The sequence below is a fragment of the Microbacterium sp. CnD16-F genome, assembly GCF_024124465.1.
GTDB lineage: Bacteria > Actinomycetota > Actinomycetes > Actinomycetales > Microbacteriaceae > Microbacterium > Microbacterium gawkjiense.
On the sequence record NZ_JAMXSA010000031.1, the window covers coordinates 1 to 19,669 of the forward strand.

A 19,669-nucleotide genomic window follows, 5' to 3' on the forward strand; every position below is an offset into this window, starting at 1 on the left:
GCCTTCGGCACGCCCTCGCCGGCCAGCCTCCGGATCAACGCCCAGTCCTCCAAAGTGATCACTCTCCAATCGTTGAGTGTTCACTTTTCAAGCGCCGCTACTGTCCAGTTTTCGAGCGCCGTCGACAGTGACGCCGGGCGCGGGCGAGCTGCTGCCGTTCCCTCTACGGATCAGAAGGTTAGGGGTTCGAGTCCCTTCGGGCGCACACTGTGTTGAGACAGTCCAGGTAAGGCCCCGCTTCGGCGGGGCCTTACCTGTTCTCCGGCGCGATCGCTCACGGCGGGCCATAGCCGTGTCAGGATCGTTCGGTGACGAGCGCGGTGCCGATGACGCAGACGCATCCTGCTGACGAAGTGTGGACCGACGCGGGTCGCGGCTTCCGGCGGTGGGAGACCTCGGTCGTCCTCGGTACGCGCGCTGAGGTGTGGGCGTGGGCCACCACCCAGGTGCTGCGCTGGGGCGTGAAGACCCGCAGCGGGTTCTCGGTCGAGCCCGCCGCGAAGGTCGCCCGCGGAGACCGTTTCGTCATCACGGCGCGACCGTTCGGCCTGGCGATCCGAGAACCCGTCGAGGTGGTCGACGTCGTCGAGACGCCGGCCCGCGTCGGATTCGCGTACCGCACCCTCCCCGGTCATCCCGTGTCGGGAGAGGAGGCGTTCATCGTGCACCAGGAGGGCGGCGTGGTCCAGCTGACCATCCGCTCCCTCACCCGCCCGGCCGAAGGTGCCGGCTGGCGGCTGCTGTACCCGGTCCTCCTCCTCGCGCAGACGGTCGCGCGCCGCCGGTATCGCAGAGCGCTCCTCGCTGGTTCCGTGCGCTGACGGTCACCGCATCGGGATCACGGCCCGCTCGTCGCCAAGCTGACCAGTCCGGCCACACCGATGAGGATGAACGCGACGGATGCCGCTCCCTTCACCGCGGCGGCACGGCGCCGCCGGTCGATCCCGTTGGCAACGGCGAACGCCGCGAACGCGAGGCCCCAGGCGAGCGCCGTCAGGCGGGATGTCAGGTGCGCGACGAACGGTGCCGCGGCCAGCCAGAACGTGACGGCGGCGAAGGTCGAGACAAGGGTGAGCAGGAGGAGCGCCAGACCGATGAACATCGCCCTCTCACCCCTGTCCTCCCATCGCTCTGCCGGTGTCCGCCTCGCATTCCGTGCCGAGAGGTCCGCCACGAAGCCGGCGGGCAGGGCGGTGTCGTCGCCCAGGAGACTGAGCTCGCGTACGCGCATCTCGTCCGCGCCCTGCGCGATCGCCCAGCGCAGGTAGGCCACGACCTCTCTCGGGTCGGCGTCGGGGGTGGCGACGGCGTACCGCCCCGCTTGATCGGGCGCGCCGCCGTCGCGATAGAGCTTGACCAGGGCTACCCGCAGCGCGGCGTCGTGCGGCGAGCGTTCGAGCGCCCGACGCAGCGGCCGCGCGGCAAGGCTCAGGCGGCCGGACGACTCTGGGCTGTCCGCGCCGCCCGTCGCGGCATCCGTCGTCGTCATCCGCTCAGTATTGCCTGTCCACGACTACAGGTAAGTTGTGCACAACTCAATTGCGTGCAACCATAATCGCATGCGAGCGATCGAGCAGATGGTGTGCTTCGGGGTTTACTCGGCCAGCCACGCGTTCACGCAGGCCTATCGGCGTGTGCTCGCGCCGTGGAAGCTGACGTACCCGCAGTACCTCGTCATCGTCGCCCTCGGCGAGCAGGAGCCCCGGTCGGTCAAGGAACTGGGCGAAGAGCTCTTCCTCGACTCGGGCACCCTCTCGCCCCTCATCCGCCGCCTCGAAGCGCGCGGTGTCGTCTCCCGTTCGCGCAGCCCCCACGACGAGCGTGTCGTTGAGGTCGCACTGACGGACGACGGCCGCGCTCTCCGCTCGGAGTTGTCCGTCGTCGGCGCGGAGATCGCGCGCTGCACCGGGCTGAACGAAGAGAAGGCACGGATGCTGCTCGACGTCGTCCACGACCTGAACCGCGTCATGCGCACCACCGCCGAGGCGATCGCCTCCTGACGAAAGGACCCCCATGGAAGCTCTCTACACCGCCGAAGCCCTCGCAACCGGAGGCGGCCGCAACGGTCACGTCCGCACCGTCGACGGCCTCGTCGACACCGACGTGCGTGTGCCCAAGGAGATGGGCGGTGCCGGTGGCGCCCCGAACCCCGAGGTCTTCTTCGCCGCCGGCTACGCGGCGTGCTTCCACAGCGCCCTGCAGTCCGTCGCGCGCCAGCAGAAGGTGACGCTCGAGGACACCAGCGTCGGTTCGCGCGTCAGCATCGGCTCGAACGGCCAGGGCGGATTCGGCCTCGCCGTCGAGCTCGAGGTCGTCATCCCCAACCTCCCGCACGACCAGGCGCAGGCGCTCGCGGATGCCGCGCACCAGGTCTGCCCCTACTCCAACGCCACCCGGGGCAACATCGAGGTCACCGTCACGGTCGTCGAGGACTGACCTCCGCCGGTCTCAGAGGGCCGGACTCAGAGGGCCGGACTCAGGCGACAGGGCTCACGCGCAGCCAGCGGAATCCGCAGGCGGGCAGCGTGAGCCCTTCGTCGATTCCGACGTCGACACTCTCGACGAGATCGTGGGCGGTCGGCGCGAAGCCCGACAGCGTCACGGCCGGCACGTGCACCGGTTCGGCGGCGACGTTCGCCAGCACCAGTACGACGGTCCCGTCGCCGGGTCGCTGGTAACCCACGACCGACGGCGCCGGTACGTCGAAACCGATGAGGCGCGCCCCGTCGAACTCCGGCGTCGTGTGACGCACCGCGAGCAGCTTCGTGATGTCGCGCCGGAGCCGGCCGGCCGAGGTGGCGGCATCCGTCATCTGGGCGTAGCGGTCCCGCGGCTTCTGGCCCCGGTGCGTCCACCGGGCGTCGTCGCGTCGCTCCGGATCGTCGCGGAACGTCGGGTCGTTGAGCTGGCCCACCTCGTCGCCGAGCCACAGCATCGGCAGCCCCGGCAGGCTCAGCAGGAGCGCGTGGGCCAGCACCACCCGCGCCTCGCCGAGCGGGTCGCCGGCCTCGACGCCGGCGAGCGAGGCCGTGGTCCCCGCGACGCCGCCGTCGATCGCGATCCCCCGGCCGAAGGCGGAGCCGTCGGTGTAGCGCGCGGTGAGCTCGGCGGCATCCGTCTGCCATACGACCGCGTCGGCGTCGCGGACGGCGACGACGTCGCTGCGTCCGTCACGTCGCTCGAGCGCGTGCTGCAGGGGAGCGGCGTCCCCGGTGGCGAACGCCTGCCACAGCGGCGCGGACCCGGGGGATGCCGGCAGCACCTCGACCCCGGGCGCACCGATCGCGAGCACCGGGGCGATGACCGCCGCCGTCTCGCGGTCGGGGACGAGGAAGACCTCGACGCCGCGGCCGGACAGGAACAGCAGATCGTCGACGAACACGCGCAGATCCGAGGCGGCGGGGACGTCGACGGCCAGGGCGATCCCCGACAGGCGCAGTTCGGCCGCCAGGTCGGAGAGCCGGTCGATCGAGCCGAGTCCGGGGTCGCCGCGGCGCAGGTCGACGGCGCCGTCCTCGCGCCGGGCGAACGGTGACTGCACGTGCAGCACGCTCACGCCGAGTTCGCGCAGCGCCGGGATCTCGTCGCGGAGCCCGGCGACGTTGCCGGCGTAGCGATCCGCGAAGCACGCCGCGCCGAGGGCGTAGCGCGAGCGGGACATCGGCGCGTGCGCCGCGCGCTGCTCGCCGTGCACCTTGAGTTCGAGCGAGCGACCGTTCGCCGCCACCACCGCTGCGGTCACGAGGTCGGCCAGCAGCGACGACGAGGAGTCCGCCCGCTCGGCGAGGGCGGCGTGCAGCGCGGGAAGGTGCCGACGGATGCGGTCCGCCGCGGCCTCGTCGACGCGGGTGCGCTCCGCAACGGTCGACAGCGTGGCCGCGAGTTCGTCCTCGACGGCCCCCATGGTGCTCATGCGGTGGACCTCCCGCTCCCAGCGTAGAGGGCGGGCGTTCCCGCCTCAGCCGGCGCGGCCCACCGTGCTGTCGAGGAACGCGTGGATCGTCGCGTGCAGCGCCGCGGTGGCCGCCGCGTCGATGGTGCCCGCGTGACCGCCTTCGACGGGCTCGAGGTAGTGCACCTCGGCATCCGTCTCGTCCGCCAACCGCGCCGCCATCTTGCGCGCCTGCACCGGCCCGACCCGGTCGTCGCTGGCCGCCGCGTAGATGAGGGATGCCGGGTACCGCCGCCCGGGCTCGATGAGGTGGTACGGCGAGAAGGTCTTCACGAACTCCCAGTCGGCGGGGTCGTCGGGATCGCCGTACTCGGCGATCCAGCTCGCGCCGGCGGACAGGCGCGTGTACCGGCGCATGTCGAGGAGCGGGACGCCGCAGACGATCGCGCCGAAGTCGTCGGGGTTCTGGGTCAGCATGTTGCCGACGAGCAGGCCGCCGTTGCTGCGCCCGTGGCAGGCGATGCGGTCGGGGGTCGAGACCCCGCGCGCCACGAGGTCGCGGGAGACAGCGGCGAAGTCCTCGTACGCGCGGTGGCGGTTCTCGCGGAGCGCCGCGAGGTGCCATTCCGGGCCGAACTCGCCGCCGCCCCGGATGTTCGCGACGACGTACACCCGACCCTGTTCGAGCCAGGCCGGGCCCACGATCGTCGGGTACTCCGGCGTCAGCGCGTGCTCGAAGCCGCCGTAGCCGTTCATCAGCACGGGCAGCGCCCCGTGACGCTCGCGGGGGCCGACCTCGAAGTACGGCACCCGGGTGCCGTCGGCCGACGTCGCCCAGTGCTGCTCGGCGACGAGACCCGTCGCGTCGAAGGTCGCGCGGCTGCGGTCGACGACCCGCGGCTCCGCGCCCGGGTCGAGGACGAGCAGGGTGGGCGGTGTGAGGAAGCCGCGCGCGACGACCCAGAGCTGGTCGTCCTCGTCGTCGTCCGCCGTGGCGACGTTCGCGCTGAAGAGGTCGTCGTCGCCGAGCCCGAGGTCGAGCTCGACACCGGTCAGCGTCGCCGGGTCGAGCGACACCAGCCGGCTCTGCACGCGGTCGAGGATCGTCAGCACGAGGCGGGTCTTCGTCCACGTCCAGGACTCGAGCACCGCGGTGTCGGTCGGCGCGAACGCGACGCGCAGGTCCGACCCGTCCCCGCTCGTCACGGTCTCGAGGGGGCCGAGCAGGAGGGTGCCCGACGGATGCGTCGTGTCGCCGATGCGCCACGGCGTCGTCGTCCGGACGGCGACCAGGTCGCCGTGCACGTCGGCGTGCGCGTCCTGCGGCACGGCGATCAGGTGCGGTTCGGTGCCGTCCCACACCCATGCCTCGGAGTGGAAGAAGTCGTGCGCGATGACGACGATCGGCGTCGCCGCGCCGCCGGTGTGATCGACGTGCGCGAACACGCCGACGTCCGACGGGACACCCGTGAGGATCGGCGGCGCGTCCTCGAGCGATTCGCCGCGGCGCCAGGCACGGGCGGTGATCGGATAGCCCGAGTCCGTGACGCCGCCGCCGTGCAGGGCCGTGGCGACGAGCAGCGTGTCGCGGTCGACCCACGCGATCACGGACTTCTCCGCGTCGAGGGCGAAGGGGGAGTCCTCGACGAAGCGGCGGGTCTCCAGATCGAACTCGCGCACCACGGCGGCGTCTCCGCCGTCGGGGCTCAGGCGCACGAGCGCGCGGCTGCTGCCGGCCGGCCCGTGCGTCGCGCCGGCGAAGGCCCAGGTCCTCCCCTCCTCGCGGCCCAGTGCGTCGACGTCGAGCAGGACCTCCCAGTCCGGGGTGCCCGCCGTGAAGGCGGCGAGGGACGTCCGGCGCCAGAGGCCGCGCGGGTTGTCGGCATCCCGTCACAGGTCGTACATGAGGTCGCCGTGACGACTCGGGACGACGAGGCGGTCGGGGTCCTGCAGGATGCCGGTGAGCCGGGTCTCGAGCGCGTCGCGGGCAGCGCCCGCATAGGCGCCTTCGGTCTCGGCGGTGCGCTCCGCGGCCCACGCGCGAGCGGCGGATCCGTCGATCTCCTCCAGCCAGAGGAACGGGTCGGCGGGCTCGGGGGCGATCTCGTGGGCGCTCATGCGGTCAGCCTACGGGGCACCTCCGCCGCGTCGTTCGCCGTGCGAGAACCATTGGCACTCTCCATGCGCGAGTGCTAATCTGGAGGTACTTGAGCCGCAGGGGCTCAACTTTCAGACCACTTGGACAAAGGAGAGAATCATGGCGACCTACGACCCGTTCCGTGAAATCGACCGCCTGGCGTCGACGCTCTTCGACACGCGCCGCGGCCCGCGACGGATGCCGATGGACCTGTACCGCGACGGCGACCACTACGTGCTGAACGCCGACCTCCCCGGCATCGACCCGGGCTCGGTCGACATCGACGTCGACGGCCAGCTGCTGACCATCCGCGCCGAGCGCACGCTGTCGTCGGGCGAGGGGGTCAAGTGGATCACGCGCGAGCGTGAGACCGCGAGCTTCCTCCGCCAGCTGAACCTCGGCCAGGGCATCGACACCGACGCGATCACCGCGACCTACAACAACGGTGTGCTGACCGTCACCATCCCGGTGAGCGAGAAGGCCAAGCCGCGCAAGGTCGAGGTCGTCGCCGACGGTTCGTCCCCGACCATCACCACCCGCGAGAGCGAGCCGCAGCCGATCGACCAGTGACCGGCGCACCGCTCCGGCGGTGAGACGACGATCGCCCCGCACCCCGTCTCGGGTGCGGGGCGATTTTTGTGTCGTCAGACGCCGCGCAGGCGAGCGGTGAGCCGCTCGAGTTCGGCGAGTTCGTCGTCGGTGAGCACCGACATCCGCTCGGCGATGGTGCGGCCGTGCGTCGTCGCGAGCCGGCGGAACATCGCCGCGCCCTGCTCCGTGGCGCGCAGCACGGCGCCGCGGCCGTCGTTGGGGTCGGGGCACTTCGCGACGAGCCCGCGCGCCACCATCCGGTCGACCAGGCGCGACACGCTCGGCTGGCTGATGAGCATGTTCGCCGTCACGTCGCGCAGCCGCGCGGTGTGACCCTCGCAGCGCGTGACGGTCAGGAGCACGTCGTATTCGGCGCTCGAGAGGTCGTCGTCCTCAAAGTCCCGCGAGATCTCCGCCAGGACCTCGTGCTGCGCGCGGAAGAGGCTCTCCCAGGCAGCGATGGCGAGGCGACGGTCGGTCATGGCGTCAACTGTAGCGTCGCTCATAGGGTTGACCGCGTGCAGCCCTGGTCCCGTCGTCTCGCCCGTGCCGGAGCCGTCGTCGCCGTCGCGCTCGGCGTTCTCGTGGGCGCTCCCTCGACGGCGAACGCCGACGTTGAGGACTTCTCCTTCGACGGTCTGACCGTCGACTACACGCTGACCCGCGCCGAGGATGGCACGAGTCGGATGCTGGTGGTCGAGGAGTTCGTGGCGCGGTTCCCCGAGACCGACCAGAACCGCGGCATCCGACGGGTGATCCCCGACGAGTACGACGGTCAGCCGCTGCGGCCGAACCTCGAATCGGCGGTGGACGCGGAGGGCGACCCGTGGGACGAGGGCCGTCACCGGGTGGCCGTCGTCGACGAGTCGGGTGAGCTGGTCGGCTGGGCCTCTGTCACTGTGGCCGAGGAAGAGGTCGTCGCCGTCGGCGACGAGCTCGCGTCGGCCGGCGGTCAGTCGGGTCCGGTGTGGATCGCAGGCGGTACCAGTGCGGCGTTGCTCGCGCTCGGCGCCGTGCTGGTGATGCGACGCCGTCGGAGCGCGACCGTCTGACGCGTCACGCAGTAAGGGCCGGCTGGAGAGGCATCCAGCCGGCCCTTGTCCCTTTGCACCAAGAGTGTCCTGCAATCACATGTCGGTAGCTGCCACAGCAAAACATCTACCGTGCAACGAATGTATAACGACGAGATAACGGTGGCAAGGGTTTCTTGTTATCAATTTGTGATGGACGGGCAAGGGGTGCGCTGGAGCTCCCTCGACCCCGGCTCTTGCGCGCAGCGCTCGTCCGCCTGCTGGCGGACCGGCCCCTCGCGGCGGTGTCGGTCGCGGAGCTCTGCCGTGAAGCGGGCGTGCACCGCACCACGTTCTACAAGCACGCCGCGGGGGTCGACGAGTTCGCCGTCACGATGCTGACCGAAGAGATCGACGCGATCGCCGCGATCGGTGTGGACATCGCCACCGAAGCGGATGCGGCCCACGTCTACCACGCCGTGACCCGCCGCCTGCTCGAGTGGCTCGCCGGGAGCCGCGACCTCTACCGCGCCCTGCTCGAGTCCTCGGCCCGCGGCGCGCTGCATGCCGCGCTGAGCGACAGTCTGCGCCGACGCGCCCACATCGCCCTGGAGGAACTCGCCGAGGCGGGTGTCCGCGACGCACCGCGGTCCCCGCGCGACCGCGACGAGGCCGCGGCCTTCATCGCCGGGGGCCTGGTCGGCGTGATGGACGTCTGGATCCGCGAGGACGACACGGATGCCGCAGCCGCCGAGGCCCGCATTTTCCGGTTGATGCCGGAGTGGTGGCCGGGCGTGCACTGAGGCCATCGCGACCCGGACGCCGTTGAGGGCTCGCACCCGGAGCGGGTGCGAGCCCTCGTGCGTTGCGGCCGGGGCTAGGCCCGGTAGACCTGCACGACCGACGGGCGCGGCGCGTTCGGCACATCGCCCCGTCGCGTCGACCCGTAGTCGGGGAACAGCGACGTGGGAGCCGCGACCGTCCCGTTCTCGCCGGGATGTTGCACCGCGACGAAGACGAGCTTCTCGCGGGCGTGGATGACGGGTCCGCACGTCTCGGCCTCGCGGGGGACCGCGAGGAACTGCTGCACGTGACCGCGCTCCCGACCCTCGAGCGGCACGCGGAACAGTCCGTCGTTGAACCCGATCGTGCTGGGGGCGCCGTCGGTCGAGATCCAGAGCGTGCCGTCCTCGTCGAAGGCGAGGTTGTCGGGGCACGAGATCGGCGACACCTTGTCCTTCGGGTAGCCCGCGAAGTAGGTGCTCGGGTCGGACGGGTTGCCGCACTGCAGCAGGATGCTCCAGCCGAAGCTCGTCCCGGCCTGGCCGCGGCGCTCGGTCAGCTCGATCACGTGACCGTACCGGTTGCCGGTGCGGGGGTTCGCCTCATCCACCATCGAGGTCTTGCCGCGGTCTGTGTTGTTCGTCAGTGCGACGTAGACCTTGCCGGTGCGCGGGCTCGGCTGCACGTCCTCGGGGCGGTCCATCTTGGTCGCCCCCACCTTGTCGGCGGCCAGCCGCGTGAAGACCAGCACCTCCTCGATCGTCATGCCCGGCACGACGCTCCTGCCGTTGCGGGTGAGGGCGACCCACTCGCCGGTGCCGTCGAAGGCGCCGTCCGCGGGCAGCGTGCCCGAGCCGTCGATCTGCGCCGCCGGCGAGTCGCCGCGGAAGCGGGCGACGAACAGGTCGCCCTCCGACAGCAGCGTCATGTTCTTCTTGCGCGACGAGCTGATGCGGTTCTTCGAGACGAACTTGTAGAGGTAGTCGTTGCGCTCGTCGTCGCCCATGTAGGCCACCACGCGGCGGTCCTCGGCCACGATGACGTTCGCGCCCTCGTGCTTGAAGCGCCCCATCGCGGTGTGCTTCTTCGGCGTCGAGGTGGGGTCCTCGGGGTCGATCTCGACGATGTATCCGAAGCGGTTGGGCTCGTTGACGTAGCCGGGGTCGAACGAGTTGAAACGGGGGTCGTACTGCTCCCATCCGGTCGACGTCGTGCGCGAGGCACTCGCCTGGTACCGCTTCTGGCCCGTCGTGTCGGCGGCCCAGGCGAAGTAGCCGTTGAAGTTCTCCTCGCCCGAGAGGATCGTGCCCCACGGCGTCGTGCCGCCGGCGCAGTTGCCGAGGGTCCCCTTGACCCAGCGACCCTCCGGGTCGGCGGCGGTGGTGACCAGGTCGGAACCCACGGCGGGACCGGTCAGCTCGAACACCGTCTCGACGGTGATCCGGCGGTTGCGGCGGCCGTCCACGACGTAGCGCCAGGGGGCACCGCGACGACGGCGCGTGATCTCGACGACGGACATGCCCTGCGCCGCCTTGTAGACCTCGCCGCGACGGCGGAGCTCGGCGGCATCCGTCGACGGTGGGAACATGATGTTCGGGTTCACGTACTCGTGGTTGTTGACGAGCACGCCCGTCTTGCCGCTGCGGTCGGCGAGGATGTCGAGGTAGTCGCTGTTGTACCCGAACTGGCGGGCCTGCGCGGTGGGGCTCTGCGCGTCGAGCGAGAAGGTCGGCGCATCGGAGAAGAGGGGGTCGCCCCAGCGGATGATCGGCGACCAGGTGTAGCCCTTCGGTACCGTCAGCGCGTCGACGGATGCCGGGACGGGAGCGATCGGTTGGAACGGCAGGCCGTGGCCGTGCCCGCCGTGGCCACGGGTCGCCTCGATGAGTCCGCCCGGCGTGGCCGACGCCGCGGCGGGGTTCGCGAGGCCGAAGGCGTCGGTCGCGACGACGACCGCGCCGGCCGCCGCAGCGCCGAGGAGCGTGCGACGCGAGAGGGCGAGCTCGGCGATGCTGCGGAACGTCGGGTTGTCCGACCCGTTGCACTCGGGGCCGAGGCAGGCGTCGGCGCACTTGAACCGGCAGGTCACCGCCGACCGCTTGCCGACGGCGTGGGCCGCGAGCGGCAGGTTCGTGCGGGTGGTGGGGGGTTCCAGAATCGTCACCGCTCCAGGATCGGTCGCTGTTCCTGCGACCGGGTGAATCGACGGTGAACGTCGGGTGACGGTCACGGAGCGCTACCCGGCGCACGTCGATGACGTCATTCAGGCGCTGTCGGCCGGGCTCGGGGCCTTCGAGCGCCCCCGTTGACCCCCCGCGTCAACCCTCAGCCGACCCATGGGAGCGCCGCCCTACGCTGGCGGGACACCGAGGAGGACATCACCATGAGCCCGACACCGCCGGCATCCGATCTGCACGACCGCCCCTGGCTGGCCGCGTACGCGCCCGGCGTCCCGAGCGACATCGACCCCGTCGACGAGACCCTCGTGGATCTGCTCGACCATGCGGTCGAGCGCTACGGGTCGAAGGTCGCGACCGAGTTCTTCGGATCCGAGACCACCTACGCCGAACTCGGCGAGCAGGTCTCCCGCGCCGCCAACGCGCTGCGCAAGCTCGGCGTCAGCGCCGGTGACCGCGTCGCGCTCGTGCTGCCCAACTGCCCGCAGCACATCGTCGCGTTCTACGCCACGCTGCGGATCGGCGCGATCGTCGTCGAGCACAACCCGACCTACACCGCCCGCGAGCTGCGGCATCAGTTCGAGGTGCACGAGGCGGTCGTCGCGATCGTGTGGGACAAGGTCGCCGACATCGTCGCGGAGTTCCCGAGCGACGTCGCCCCCGGCGCCATCGTCGCCGTCGACATGACCGACGCGCTGCCGTGGGCGATGCGCACTGCCCTGCGGGTGCCGGTGCCGGCGCTGCGGGCGCGGCGCGAGGCGATGACCTCGAAGCCCACCGCGCGCGGCGTCATCCGGTGGTCGCAGTTCACCAAGGCGCGGCGCCTGTCGCGCAAGCACCCGCGCCCGGTCCTCGACGACACGGCACTCCTGCAGCTGACGAGCGGGACGACCGGGATGCCGAAGGCCGCCGTCCTGTCGCACCGCAACCTCCGCTCCAACGCGGCGCAGGGGCGCGCGTGGGTGCCGGGGCTCCGCGAAGGCGAGGAGACCTTCTACGCCGTCCTGCCGATGTTCCACGCTTACGGGCTGACGCTCTGCCTCACCTTCGCGGTGTCGATCGGCGCGCGCATCGTGCTGTTCCCGAAGTTCGACGTCGACCTCGTCGTCGGCGCGCTCAAGAAGTCGCCGCCGACCTTCCTGCCCGGTGTGCCGCCGATCTACGACGCGCTGTCGCGGGCGAGCACCCGCAAGGGCGTCGACCTCTCGACGATCCGCTTCGCGATCTCTGGCGCGATGAGCCTGCCGGTGCCCACCGTCACGCGGTGGGAGGAGGCGACGGGCGGTCTGCTCGTCGAGGGCTACGGCATGACCGAGACCTCACCCGTCGCGCTCGGCAACCCGATCGGCCCGACGCGGCGCCCCGGCACCGTCGGCGTGCCCTTCCCGAGCACCGAGATCCGCGTCGTCGACCCCGACGATCCGACCGTCGACCGTCCGGCGGGCGAAGCGGGCGAGCTGCTCATCCGCGGACCCCAGGTGTTCCAGGGGTACTGGCGCCGGCCCGAGGACACCGCCGCCGTCCTCCTCGACGGCGGGTGGCTGCGCACCGGCGACATCGTCACGGTCTCGGAGGACGGTTTCGTCACCGTCGTCGACCGCGTCAAGGAGCTCATCATCACGGGCGGCTTCAACGTCAGCCCGAGCGAGGTCGAGCAGGTGCTCACCCTGCACCCCGACGTCGAGTCCGCCGCGGTCGTCGGCGTGCCGCGGCCGACCGGCGGCGAGGACGTGGTCGCCGCGGTCGTGATGAAGGAGGGGGCGGCGTTCGAGGCATCCGCTCTCAAGGACTTCGCCCGCTCGCACCTCGCGTCGTACAAGGTGCCGCGCAAGGTCGTGCAGCTCGACGACCTGCCGCGGTCGCAGATCGGCAAGGTGCTGCGCCGTCAGGTGCGCGAGCAGCTGACCGCGCGCTGATCTGTTAAGGGCTCTCGCCGCCGGCATCCGTGGATGGCAGGGTGGATGCCGCACCCCCGCCACCCCGTCGAAGGAGACCCATGTCGCAGCGCACCCTCGGACCGTTCACCGTCTCGGCCATCGGACTCGGCGCCATGCCGGTCTCGATGAACGGCAACGGCATCCCGTCGCACGACGACGCGGTGGCGACCGTGCGGGCGGCGTTGGACGCCGGTGTCACCCTGATCGACACCGCCGACATCTACGCGCCCAGCTGGGACGAGATGGGCCACAACGAGCGCATCGTCGCCGATGCGCTCGCCGGCTGGGACGGCGACCGCTCGTCGATCGTCGTCGCCACGAAGGGCGGCATCACGCGCACCGCGGAGAAGGACTTCGGACGCGACGGTTCGCTCGACTACCTCCGCCGCGCCGTGCAGAAGTCGCTGCAGAACCTGCAGGTCGACGTCATCGACCTGTACCAGTACCACCGGCCCGACCGGTGGATGGTCTACGGGGAGATCATGCAGAACCTGAAGACCCTGCAGGACGAGGGCCTCGTCCGCACGGTCGGCATCTCGAACGCGAGCGTCGAAGAGATCCAGATCGCGCAGGAGGTGCTCGGCGAGGGAGGTCTCACGAGCGTGCAGAACGAGTTCTCGCCGCGGCACCCGGGCAGCTACGGCGAGCTGAAGTACTGCGTCGAGCACGGCATCGCCTTCCTGCCGTGGAGCCCCCTCGGCGGCATCGGCGGCGCGGGCACGGTCGGCGAGCGGTTCACCGCGTTCGCCGAGATCGGCCGCGACCACGGCGTCAGCCCTCAGCAGGTCGTCCTCGCGTGGGAGCTGTCGCTCGGCGAGACCGTCATCCCCATCCCCGGGGCGAGCCGCCCGGCATCCATCACCGACTCGTTCCAGGCGCGGAACCTCGAGCTCTCCGCAGACGAGCTCGCCCGCTGCTCCGCCGCGGTCGGCATCGACGTCTGAGGCGGGCTTCGACCTCCGGGGTCCGGTTGGGTGTGCCGGGTGCAGGTTCAGCGTGCGTTGCGTGGCCCGTACGGGCCTGATGCGGCCGCCTGACCTGCACTCGGCACGCGTCGGCCCGCGGTGACGCCCGGTACGTCGTCGGCGATGGGGTCCGCGACTAGCTCGACCCTGAGCCGCGGTGGTTGTGCCGAGTGCAGGTTCAGGGGGAGAAGTGGCGACCGTGGCGGCCCGAAGCCGCCGGCTGACCTGCACTCGGGACGTCAGCCGGCCTTGAGCAGGTGCTCCCGCTCGACGATCTCGAGCGACAGCACCTTGTAACCCTCGCTGTCGAAGAACACCCGTATCCGGTCGTCGTCGATCGAGACGACGGTGCCGGCACCCCACTCGCGGTGCGAGACCTTCTCGTCGACCTCGAAACCCGAGTCGGAGGGGGATGCCGCGGCCCGCGCGGCGTCGGCGGCTCCCGCCGCGCACGTGTCGCAGTTGCCGCACGGCTCGTCGAGTTCCTGCCCGAAGTAGCCGAGCAGCACCTGCCGTCGGCAGCGCCGCGTCTCGGCGTACTCACGCATCGTCTCGATGCGGGAGCGTTCGATGCGCTCGCGCTCCTCGACCCGTTCCAGCGCGGCCTTCACGGCGGCGCGCTCGTCGAGGTTGCGCCGCAGCGAGACGCCCGACTTCGACGCGCGCGCCGACCCGGTGTCGACGAGCAGCGTCAGCAGTCCGGTGACGCGCCGGGGTGGCAGGCCTGCGTCCTTCGCGAGGGCGGACTTCGTGCGGGCCCGGGTCGACATGGCGCGCATGAGGGTGCGCAGCTCCGCGGCATCCGGGTTCTTCGTCGCGAAGTAGCGGCGCAGGGCGAGGTCTTCGGTGCGGTAGTGCAGGGTGCCGTGGGCCTCTTCGCCGTCGCGGCCGGCGCGGCCGAGCTCCTGGAAGTAGGCGTCGATGGACTCGGGGACGTCGGCGTGGATGACGAAGCGCACGTTCTCCTTGTCGATCCCCATGCCGAAAGCGCTCGTCGCGACGACGACGTCGAGGTCGTCGCAGAGGAACTGCCGGTGCACCTCGGCGCGCTCCTTCGCCGGCAGGCCCGCGTGGTACGCGCGCGTCCGCTTGCCGCGGCCGACGAGCTCGTCGGCGTAGAGCTCCGCCGAGCGTCGCGTCGAGGTGTAGAGCAGCCCGGGGACCGGCAGCGACGCGACCTCGTCGACGACGGCGGCACGCTTCTCGCGGTCGTCGCCGTGACGGCGCACACCGAGGCGGATCGACGGCCGGTCGACGTCGCCGAGGTGCACGGAAGGGTCGTCGAGCCCGAGACGGGCGGCGATCTCCTCACGGACGGGAGTGGATGCCGTCGCCGTCAGTGCGAGGATCGGAGGCCGCCCCAGCCGCGCCGCCACCTCTCCGAGGGCCAGGTAGTCGGGACGGAAGTCGTGCCCCCACGAGGCGATGCAGTGCGCCTCGTCGACGGCCAGCAGGGCGATCTCGAGTTTCGAGAGCTCGGCGACGACCTCGTCGTTGGCGAGCTGCTCGGGAGCGAGCAGGACGTAGGTCGCCTCGCCCGCGCGCAGGCGGCGCCACGCCTCGGCGCGGGCCTTCTCGCCGCGACCCGAGTGGAGGGCGACCGCTTTCGGGGCGTCGGGTGCGTGCTCGAGCCCCGCGAGCTGGTCCTCCTGCAGGGCGATGAGCGGGGAGACCACGACGGTCACGCCCGGGCGCAGGGCCGCGGTCACCTGGTAGACGGCGGACTTGCCCGATCCCGTCGCCCAGACCACGAGCACGTCGCGCCCGCCGGCGGCCGCCTCGATCGCGTCGAGCTGGGCCGGGCGCAGGTGCGTCAGTCCGAACCGCTCGGCGGCGACGCGCTCGACCTCGGCGCGATCGGGGGCGGACGGTGCAGAGGTGGAGCGGCGTGGCATCCCTCCACGGTCGTCGAGGATGCGGCATCCGCGGACACCCTTGACACCGGATGCCGTGGGCACCAGTCCTGGCAGGATCCCGGCGCATCCTGACCGCCGCCCGGCAACACCCCGTGTCAGGCTCGGAGCGTGCAGATCCCGCCGCGAGACCTCGCCCTCGACCGTGCCGCCCTCCTCGTCGTCGACGTGCAGCGCGGGTTCGACGACACCGCCCATTGGGGCGAGCGTGACAATCCGGCGTGCGAGGCGAACATCGCCGCGCTCCTGGCCCGGTGGCGCGAGCGGGGGTGGCCGGTCGTGTTCGTCCGGCACGATTCGACGTCGGATGCCTCGCCGTTGCGGCCCGGGCAGCCGGGCAACGACCTCAAGCCCGAGGTCACCGGCACGCCGGATCTGCTCGTCACGAAGAGCGTCAACTCCTCGTTCCACGGGTCGCCCGACCTCGACGCGTGGCTGCGCGCGAATGACATCGCGCAGCTCGTCGTGACCGGCATCTCGACGAACCACTGCTGCGAGACCACGGCGCGCGTGGGCGGCAATCTCGGGTACGACGTGTACTTCGCCCTCGACGCGACCCACTCGTTCGACCGCACGGCGCCCGACGGCACGGTCGTCCCGGCCGCGACACTGGCGGCGGTCACCGCGACGAACCTCGACGGCGAATTCGCGACGGTCGTCACCACCGCCGACCTGCTGCGCTGAGCCGGGTCCTGTCGCCCCGGCGGGTGCGCGGTTAGCGTGGAGGGATGCCGCATACCCCCTTCGTCTCGCTCGAGGACTACATCGCCCTGCCCCGCATCGACGCCGTCGCGCTGTCGCCCGACGGCACCCGCGCCGTCCTCACCGTCGCGACGCTGAGCAAGGACAAGACCGGGTACGACCGCGCACTGTGGGAGGTCCGCGCGACCGGCGGCGGCTCGGCGCGGCGGCTCACGCGGTCGGCGAAGGGCGAGCAGGGCGCCGCATTCACGGCGGACGGCGACCTCCTCTTCGTGAGCGCGCGTCCCGACGCCGAAGGCGACGGCGACGACGACGCGGCGCAGCTCTGGCTGCTGCCCGCGGGCGGGGGTGACGCGCGAGCGATCACACGGCTGGCCGGGGGAGTATCGGGGATCGCGGCCGTCGCGGATGCGGCATCCGTCGCCGTCCTGTCGGCCGACCTGCTGCCGTCGGCCGACTCGTTCGAGGCCGACGCGACGCTGCGCGCCGAGCGCAAGAAGCGCAAGCTCTCGGCGATCCTGCACACGACCTACCCGGTGCGGTACTGGGATCACGACCTGGGCCCCGCCGAGCCGCACCTGCTCTCGCTCGACCTCGGCGACCTCTCCGATTCGGTCCGGTCGTTCGCCGCCTCCGACACGGCCGAGGACGAACCGGATGCCACGACCCCCTACCCGGCATCCCTTCCGCGCCCGCGCGACTTGACGCCCGCGCCCGGCCGCACGGCCGACACCGCCGGCGCCGCGCTCACCCCCGACGGGCGCACGCTCATCGCCGCGATGCGCTTTCCGCAGGGGCGCGCCGAGCGCTTCGCGATCGTCTCGATCGACGTTGCCTCGGGCGAGCGCACGACGCTGTTCGAGGAGCGCTCGACGTACTTCGAGTCGCCCGCGATCAGCCACGACGGCCGGCTGATCGCCTACGGCCGCGCCGCGTTCTCGGACCCGACCGGCCCGGCCGATCAGGAGCTGTGGGTCGCCGGGATCGACGGCTCCGAGCCGCGCCGCCTCGCCGAGGGCTGGGACCGCTGGCCGACGAGCATCGCATGGGCGCACGACGACACCGCGCTCACCGTCACCGCCGATCAAGGCGGGCGCGGGCCGGTGTTCCGCGTGCCGCTCGACGGCGGCGCCCCCGTGCAGCTGACGACGGACGACCACGCGTACTCGAACGTGTCGGTCGACCGCGCGACGGGTGCGCTCGTGGCGCTTCGCTCGTCGTGGATGGTGCCGCCGCATCCGGTCCGCATCGACCCCGACGGCACCGTGACCGTGCTGGCGACCCCGGCTCCGCTGCCGACACCGGCCGGCGCGATGACCGAGGTCGAGACGACGGCCGACGACGGTGCGCGGGTGCGCGGCTGGCTGCTCCTGCCGGAGGGGGCGGATGGGGCATCCCCTGCACCCCTGCTCCTGTGGATCCACGGCGGACCGCTGAACAGCTGGAACGCCTGGAGCTGGCGCTGGAACCCGCAGCTCGCCCTCGCCCGCGGCTACGCCGTCTTGCTGCCCGACCCGGCGCTGTCGACCGGGTACGGCCTCGAGTTCATCGCGCGCGGCTGGAACAGCTGGGGCGCCAAGCCCTACACCGACCTCATGTCGATCACCGACGAGGTCGTGGCACGGGCCGACATCGACGAGACGAAGACCGCCGCGATGGGCGGCTCATTCGGCGGGTACATGGCGAACTGGGTCGCCGGCCACACCGATCGGTTCCGCGCGATCGTCACGCACGCGAGCCTGTGGGCGCTCGACCAGTTCGCGGGCACGACCGACAGCTCGTCGTACTGGCAGGAGATCTTCACGCCCGAGGGAATGATCGAGAACTCACCGCACCGCTTCGTGCAGGACATCTCGACGCCGCTGCTCGTAATCCACGGCGACCGCGACTACCGCGTGCCGATCGGCGAGAGCCTGCGCCTCTGGTCGGAGCTCAACGAGCGCTTCGGCGAGGACGACGGCACGACGGTGCACCGGTTCCTGTACTTCCCCGACGAGAACCACTGGGTGCTGAAGCCCCAGCACGCGGTCGTCTGGTACGAGACGGTGTTCGGCTTCCTCGGCGAGCACGTGCACGGCGAGCCCGCGCCGAAGGTCGCCGGGCTCGGCTGACCCGGGCGCCGCGGCGGGGGCGTGTTCCGGGGGCGCAACTGGTCGCGTCGGATGCCGGGGCGCGGCATCCCGGGCCCCCGGAACGCCGGCGGCGCCGGTTCCGGGGACGCAACTGGTCGCTCGTGCGGCGGCACGCGGCACCCGGGTCCCCGGATCGGTCGGACCCCTCCAGCGCGTCAGCGCAGTCGACGCACGGCGTCCCACAGGGCGTCGGCCACGGCGCGCTTGGATCCCGACGCCTCCGCGACGACCTCGTCGGTCCCGTCGATGAACAGCGCCGCGTTCTCGGTGGCCTCGAAGCCCTGCTGCCAGCCGACGCGGTTGACGGTCAGCAGATCGACGCCCTTCCGCGCCCGCTTGCGGACGCCGCGTTCGCGGAGTTCGTCGTCGGAGTCGGCCGTCTCGGCGGCAAAGCCCACGATCGTCTGCCCGGGCCGGCGGCGCTCGACCAGGCCCGCGAGGATGTCGGGGTTCTCGACGAGGTCGAGGGTGATGGTGCCGTCCTCCTTGCGGATCTTGACGTCCGAGACCTCGGGCACCGAGAAGTCCGCGACGGCTGCGGCCATGACGACGACGTCCGCCTCGGATGCCGCAGCCCGGACGGCCGTGTCGAGCTCCGCCGCCGTCCCGGCGCGCTCGATCGTGATGCCGGGATGCCGCTCCGCATCGCCGAGCACGCCGTCGTCGACGTGCGCCGCGACGAGGTGCACCCGTGCGCCGCGGTCGGCCGCCGCGACCGCCACGGCCACGCCCTGTCGTCCGCTCGAGCGGTTGCCGAGGTAGCGCACCGGATCGATCGGCTCGCGCGTGCCACCCGCCGACACGACGGCGCGGAGGCCGTCGAGGTCGCGGAGGTCATCGCGGTCGTGGGGGGCACCGGCATCCGTCGTCTGCTCGTCAACGGCGGCAAGGGCCGCCGCGACGATCTCGTCGGGTTCGACCATGCGCCCCGGGCCGCTGTCGCCGCCGGTCAGCGGTCCGTCGGCGGGCCCGACGATGTGCACGCCGCGCTCACGGAGGGTGGCGATGTTCGCCTGCGTCGCGGCGTGGTCCCACATGGCCGTGTGCATTGCCGGGGCGACGACCACCGGCGCGGTCGTCGCGAGGAGGGTGACGCCGAGCAGGTTGTCGGAGATCCCGGCGGCCATCTTCGCGAGCGTGTTGGCGGTCGCCGGCGCGACGATCACGAGGTCGGCCTGCGTGCCGAGGGCGACGTGACGCACCTCGGCGACGTCGTCGTGCACGCTCGTCGTGACAGGATGGCGGCTGATCGCCTCCCACGTGGCGGTCCCCACGAAGCGGAGCGCGTCCTCGGTGGGAACAATGTGCACCTCGTGCCCGTTGGTCACCAGCGCACGGACCACCTGCACCGTCTTGTACGCGGCGATGCCGCCCGAGACGCCCACGACGACGAACATGGTCCGATCCTCCCACGGGGTCGGACGCGAAAG

Annotated in this window: 18 protein-coding genes and 1 pseudogene; 10 read left to right on the forward strand and 9 right to left on the reverse strand. The window is 71.7% G+C overall.

The genetic code is table 11. The features are described 5' to 3' along the window. Positions 1–308 precede the first annotated feature (308 nt). Entirely contained in the window at positions 309–821 is a 513-nt protein-coding gene (locus tag NH287_RS09530) for a DUF1990 family protein (protein ID WP_253035421.1), read from the forward strand. 17 nt (positions 822–838) lie between these two features. Here the strand turns inward: NH287_RS09530 and NH287_RS09535 are convergent, their stop codons facing one another. Further along, a complete protein-coding gene (locus tag NH287_RS09535) occupies positions 839–1,489 on the reverse strand; it encodes a DUF6584 family protein (RefSeq protein ID WP_253035422.1) in 651 nt (216 codons plus the stop codon). A gap of 88 nt (positions 1,490–1,577) precedes the next feature. On the opposite strand from NH287_RS09535, the gene NH287_RS09540 reads away from it, so the two are divergent. Both NH287_RS09540 and NH287_RS09545 read left to right on the forward strand, forming a co-directional pair. Further along, a complete protein-coding gene (locus tag NH287_RS09540) occupies positions 1,578–2,000 on the forward strand; it encodes a MarR family winged helix-turn-helix transcriptional regulator (protein WP_374209371.1) in 423 nt (140 codons plus the stop codon). Positions 2,001–2,013: 13 nt separating this feature from the next. Next, positions 2,014–2,436 (forward strand): organic hydroperoxide resistance protein, encoded by a 423-nt coding sequence (locus tag NH287_RS09545; RefSeq protein ID WP_253035424.1) that lies wholly within the window; start codon positions 2,014–2,016, stop codon positions 2,434–2,436. A gap of 40 nt (positions 2,437–2,476) precedes the next feature. On the opposite strand, the gene NH287_RS09550 is transcribed toward NH287_RS09545, so the two are convergent. The 4 genes and pseudogenes from NH287_RS09550 to NH287_RS09560 form a co-directional block, all read right to left on the reverse strand. Then, positions 2,477–3,913 (reverse strand): DUF3459 domain-containing protein, encoded by a 1,437-nt coding sequence (locus tag NH287_RS09550; RefSeq protein ID WP_253035425.1) that lies wholly within the window; start codon positions 3,911–3,913, stop codon positions 2,477–2,479. 45 nt (positions 3,914–3,958) lie between these two features. Then, complete coding sequence (locus NH287_RS15260) at positions 3,959–4,648, reverse strand: prolyl oligopeptidase family serine peptidase (RefSeq protein ID WP_290440504.1); 690 nt, start codon at positions 4,646–4,648, stop codon at positions 3,959–3,961. 162 nt (positions 4,649–4,810) lie between these two features. Continuing rightward, positions 4,811–5,746: pseudogene (locus tag NH287_RS15265) on the reverse strand (S9 family peptidase); the annotation flags it as partial. 36 nt (positions 5,747–5,782) lie between these two features. Beyond that, a complete protein-coding gene (locus tag NH287_RS09560; protein ID WP_253035426.1) occupies positions 5,783–6,010 on the reverse strand; it encodes a hypothetical protein in 228 nt (75 codons plus the stop codon). A gap of 139 nt (positions 6,011–6,149) precedes the next feature. Between NH287_RS09560 and NH287_RS09565 the strand changes: the two genes are divergently transcribed. Beyond that, complete coding sequence (locus tag NH287_RS09565) at positions 6,150–6,599, forward strand: Hsp20/alpha crystallin family protein (RefSeq protein ID WP_253035427.1); 450 nt, start codon at positions 6,150–6,152, stop codon at positions 6,597–6,599. A 74-nt stretch (positions 6,600–6,673) separates the two neighbouring features. Here NH287_RS09565 and NH287_RS09570 read toward each other — a convergent pair whose 3' ends face one another. Further along, positions 6,674–7,102 (reverse strand): MarR family winged helix-turn-helix transcriptional regulator, encoded by a 429-nt coding sequence (locus NH287_RS09570; RefSeq protein WP_064003846.1) that lies wholly within the window; start codon positions 7,100–7,102, stop codon positions 6,674–6,676. 36 nt (positions 7,103–7,138) lie between these two features. Between NH287_RS09570 and NH287_RS09575 the strand changes: the two genes are divergently transcribed. Together NH287_RS09575 and NH287_RS09580 are read left to right on the forward strand one after the other, a co-directional pair. After that, a complete protein-coding gene (locus tag NH287_RS09575) occupies positions 7,139–7,672 on the forward strand; it encodes an LPXTG cell wall anchor domain-containing protein (RefSeq protein WP_253035428.1) in 534 nt (177 codons plus the stop codon). Positions 7,673–7,887: 215 nt separating this feature from the next. After that, positions 7,888–8,433 (forward strand): TetR/AcrR family transcriptional regulator, encoded by a 546-nt coding sequence (locus NH287_RS09580; protein WP_253035429.1) that lies wholly within the window; start codon positions 7,888–7,890, stop codon positions 8,431–8,433. Between the two features lie 74 nt (positions 8,434–8,507). Here the strand turns inward: NH287_RS09580 and NH287_RS09585 are convergent, their stop codons facing one another. Then, the gene (locus tag NH287_RS09585) at positions 8,508–10,568 is read right to left on the reverse strand and encodes a PhoX family phosphatase (RefSeq protein WP_290440505.1); all 2,061 of its coding nucleotides are present in this window, start codon (positions 10,566–10,568) and stop codon (positions 8,508–8,510) included. A gap of 228 nt (positions 10,569–10,796) precedes the next feature. Here NH287_RS09585 and NH287_RS09590 point away from each other — a divergent pair, with 228 nt between their 5' ends. Both NH287_RS09590 and NH287_RS09595 read left to right on the forward strand, forming a co-directional pair. Beyond that, positions 10,797–12,506: a long-chain-fatty-acid--CoA ligase gene (locus tag NH287_RS09590; protein WP_253035431.1), complete on the forward strand. Its 1,710-nt coding sequence runs from the start codon at positions 10,797–10,799 to the stop codon at positions 12,504–12,506. 80 nt (positions 12,507–12,586) lie between these two features. After that, positions 12,587–13,471 carry an aldo/keto reductase gene (locus tag NH287_RS09595; RefSeq protein ID WP_253035432.1) on the forward strand — a complete coding sequence of 295 codons (885 nt, stop codon included), beginning with the start codon at positions 12,587–12,589 and terminating at the stop codon, positions 13,469–13,471. 260 nt (positions 13,472–13,731) lie between these two features. Here NH287_RS09595 and NH287_RS09600 read toward each other — a convergent pair whose 3' ends face one another. Then, on the reverse strand, positions 13,732–15,387 hold the full coding sequence (locus NH287_RS09600; protein WP_290440500.1) for a RecQ family ATP-dependent DNA helicase: 1,656 nt from the start codon (positions 15,385–15,387) through the stop codon (positions 13,732–13,734). 129 nt (positions 15,388–15,516) lie between these two features. On the opposite strand from NH287_RS09600, the gene NH287_RS09605 reads away from it, so the two are divergent. Together NH287_RS09605 and NH287_RS09610 are read left to right on the forward strand one after the other, a co-directional pair. Beyond that, a complete protein-coding gene (locus NH287_RS09605; protein ID WP_253035434.1) occupies positions 15,517–16,089 on the forward strand; it encodes a cysteine hydrolase family protein in 573 nt (190 codons plus the stop codon). Between the two features lie 44 nt (positions 16,090–16,133). Continuing rightward, entirely contained in the window at positions 16,134–18,218 is a 2,085-nt protein-coding gene (locus NH287_RS09610) for an alpha/beta fold hydrolase (RefSeq protein ID WP_253035435.1), read from the forward strand. Between the two features lie 176 nt (positions 18,219–18,394). Here the strand turns inward: NH287_RS09610 and coaBC are convergent, their stop codons facing one another. Next, on the reverse strand, positions 18,395–19,636 hold the full coding sequence (gene coaBC / locus NH287_RS09615; RefSeq protein ID WP_253035436.1) for a bifunctional phosphopantothenoylcysteine decarboxylase/phosphopantothenate--cysteine ligase CoaBC: 1,242 nt from the start codon (positions 19,634–19,636) through the stop codon (positions 18,395–18,397). Positions 19,637–19,669 lie beyond the last annotated feature (33 nt).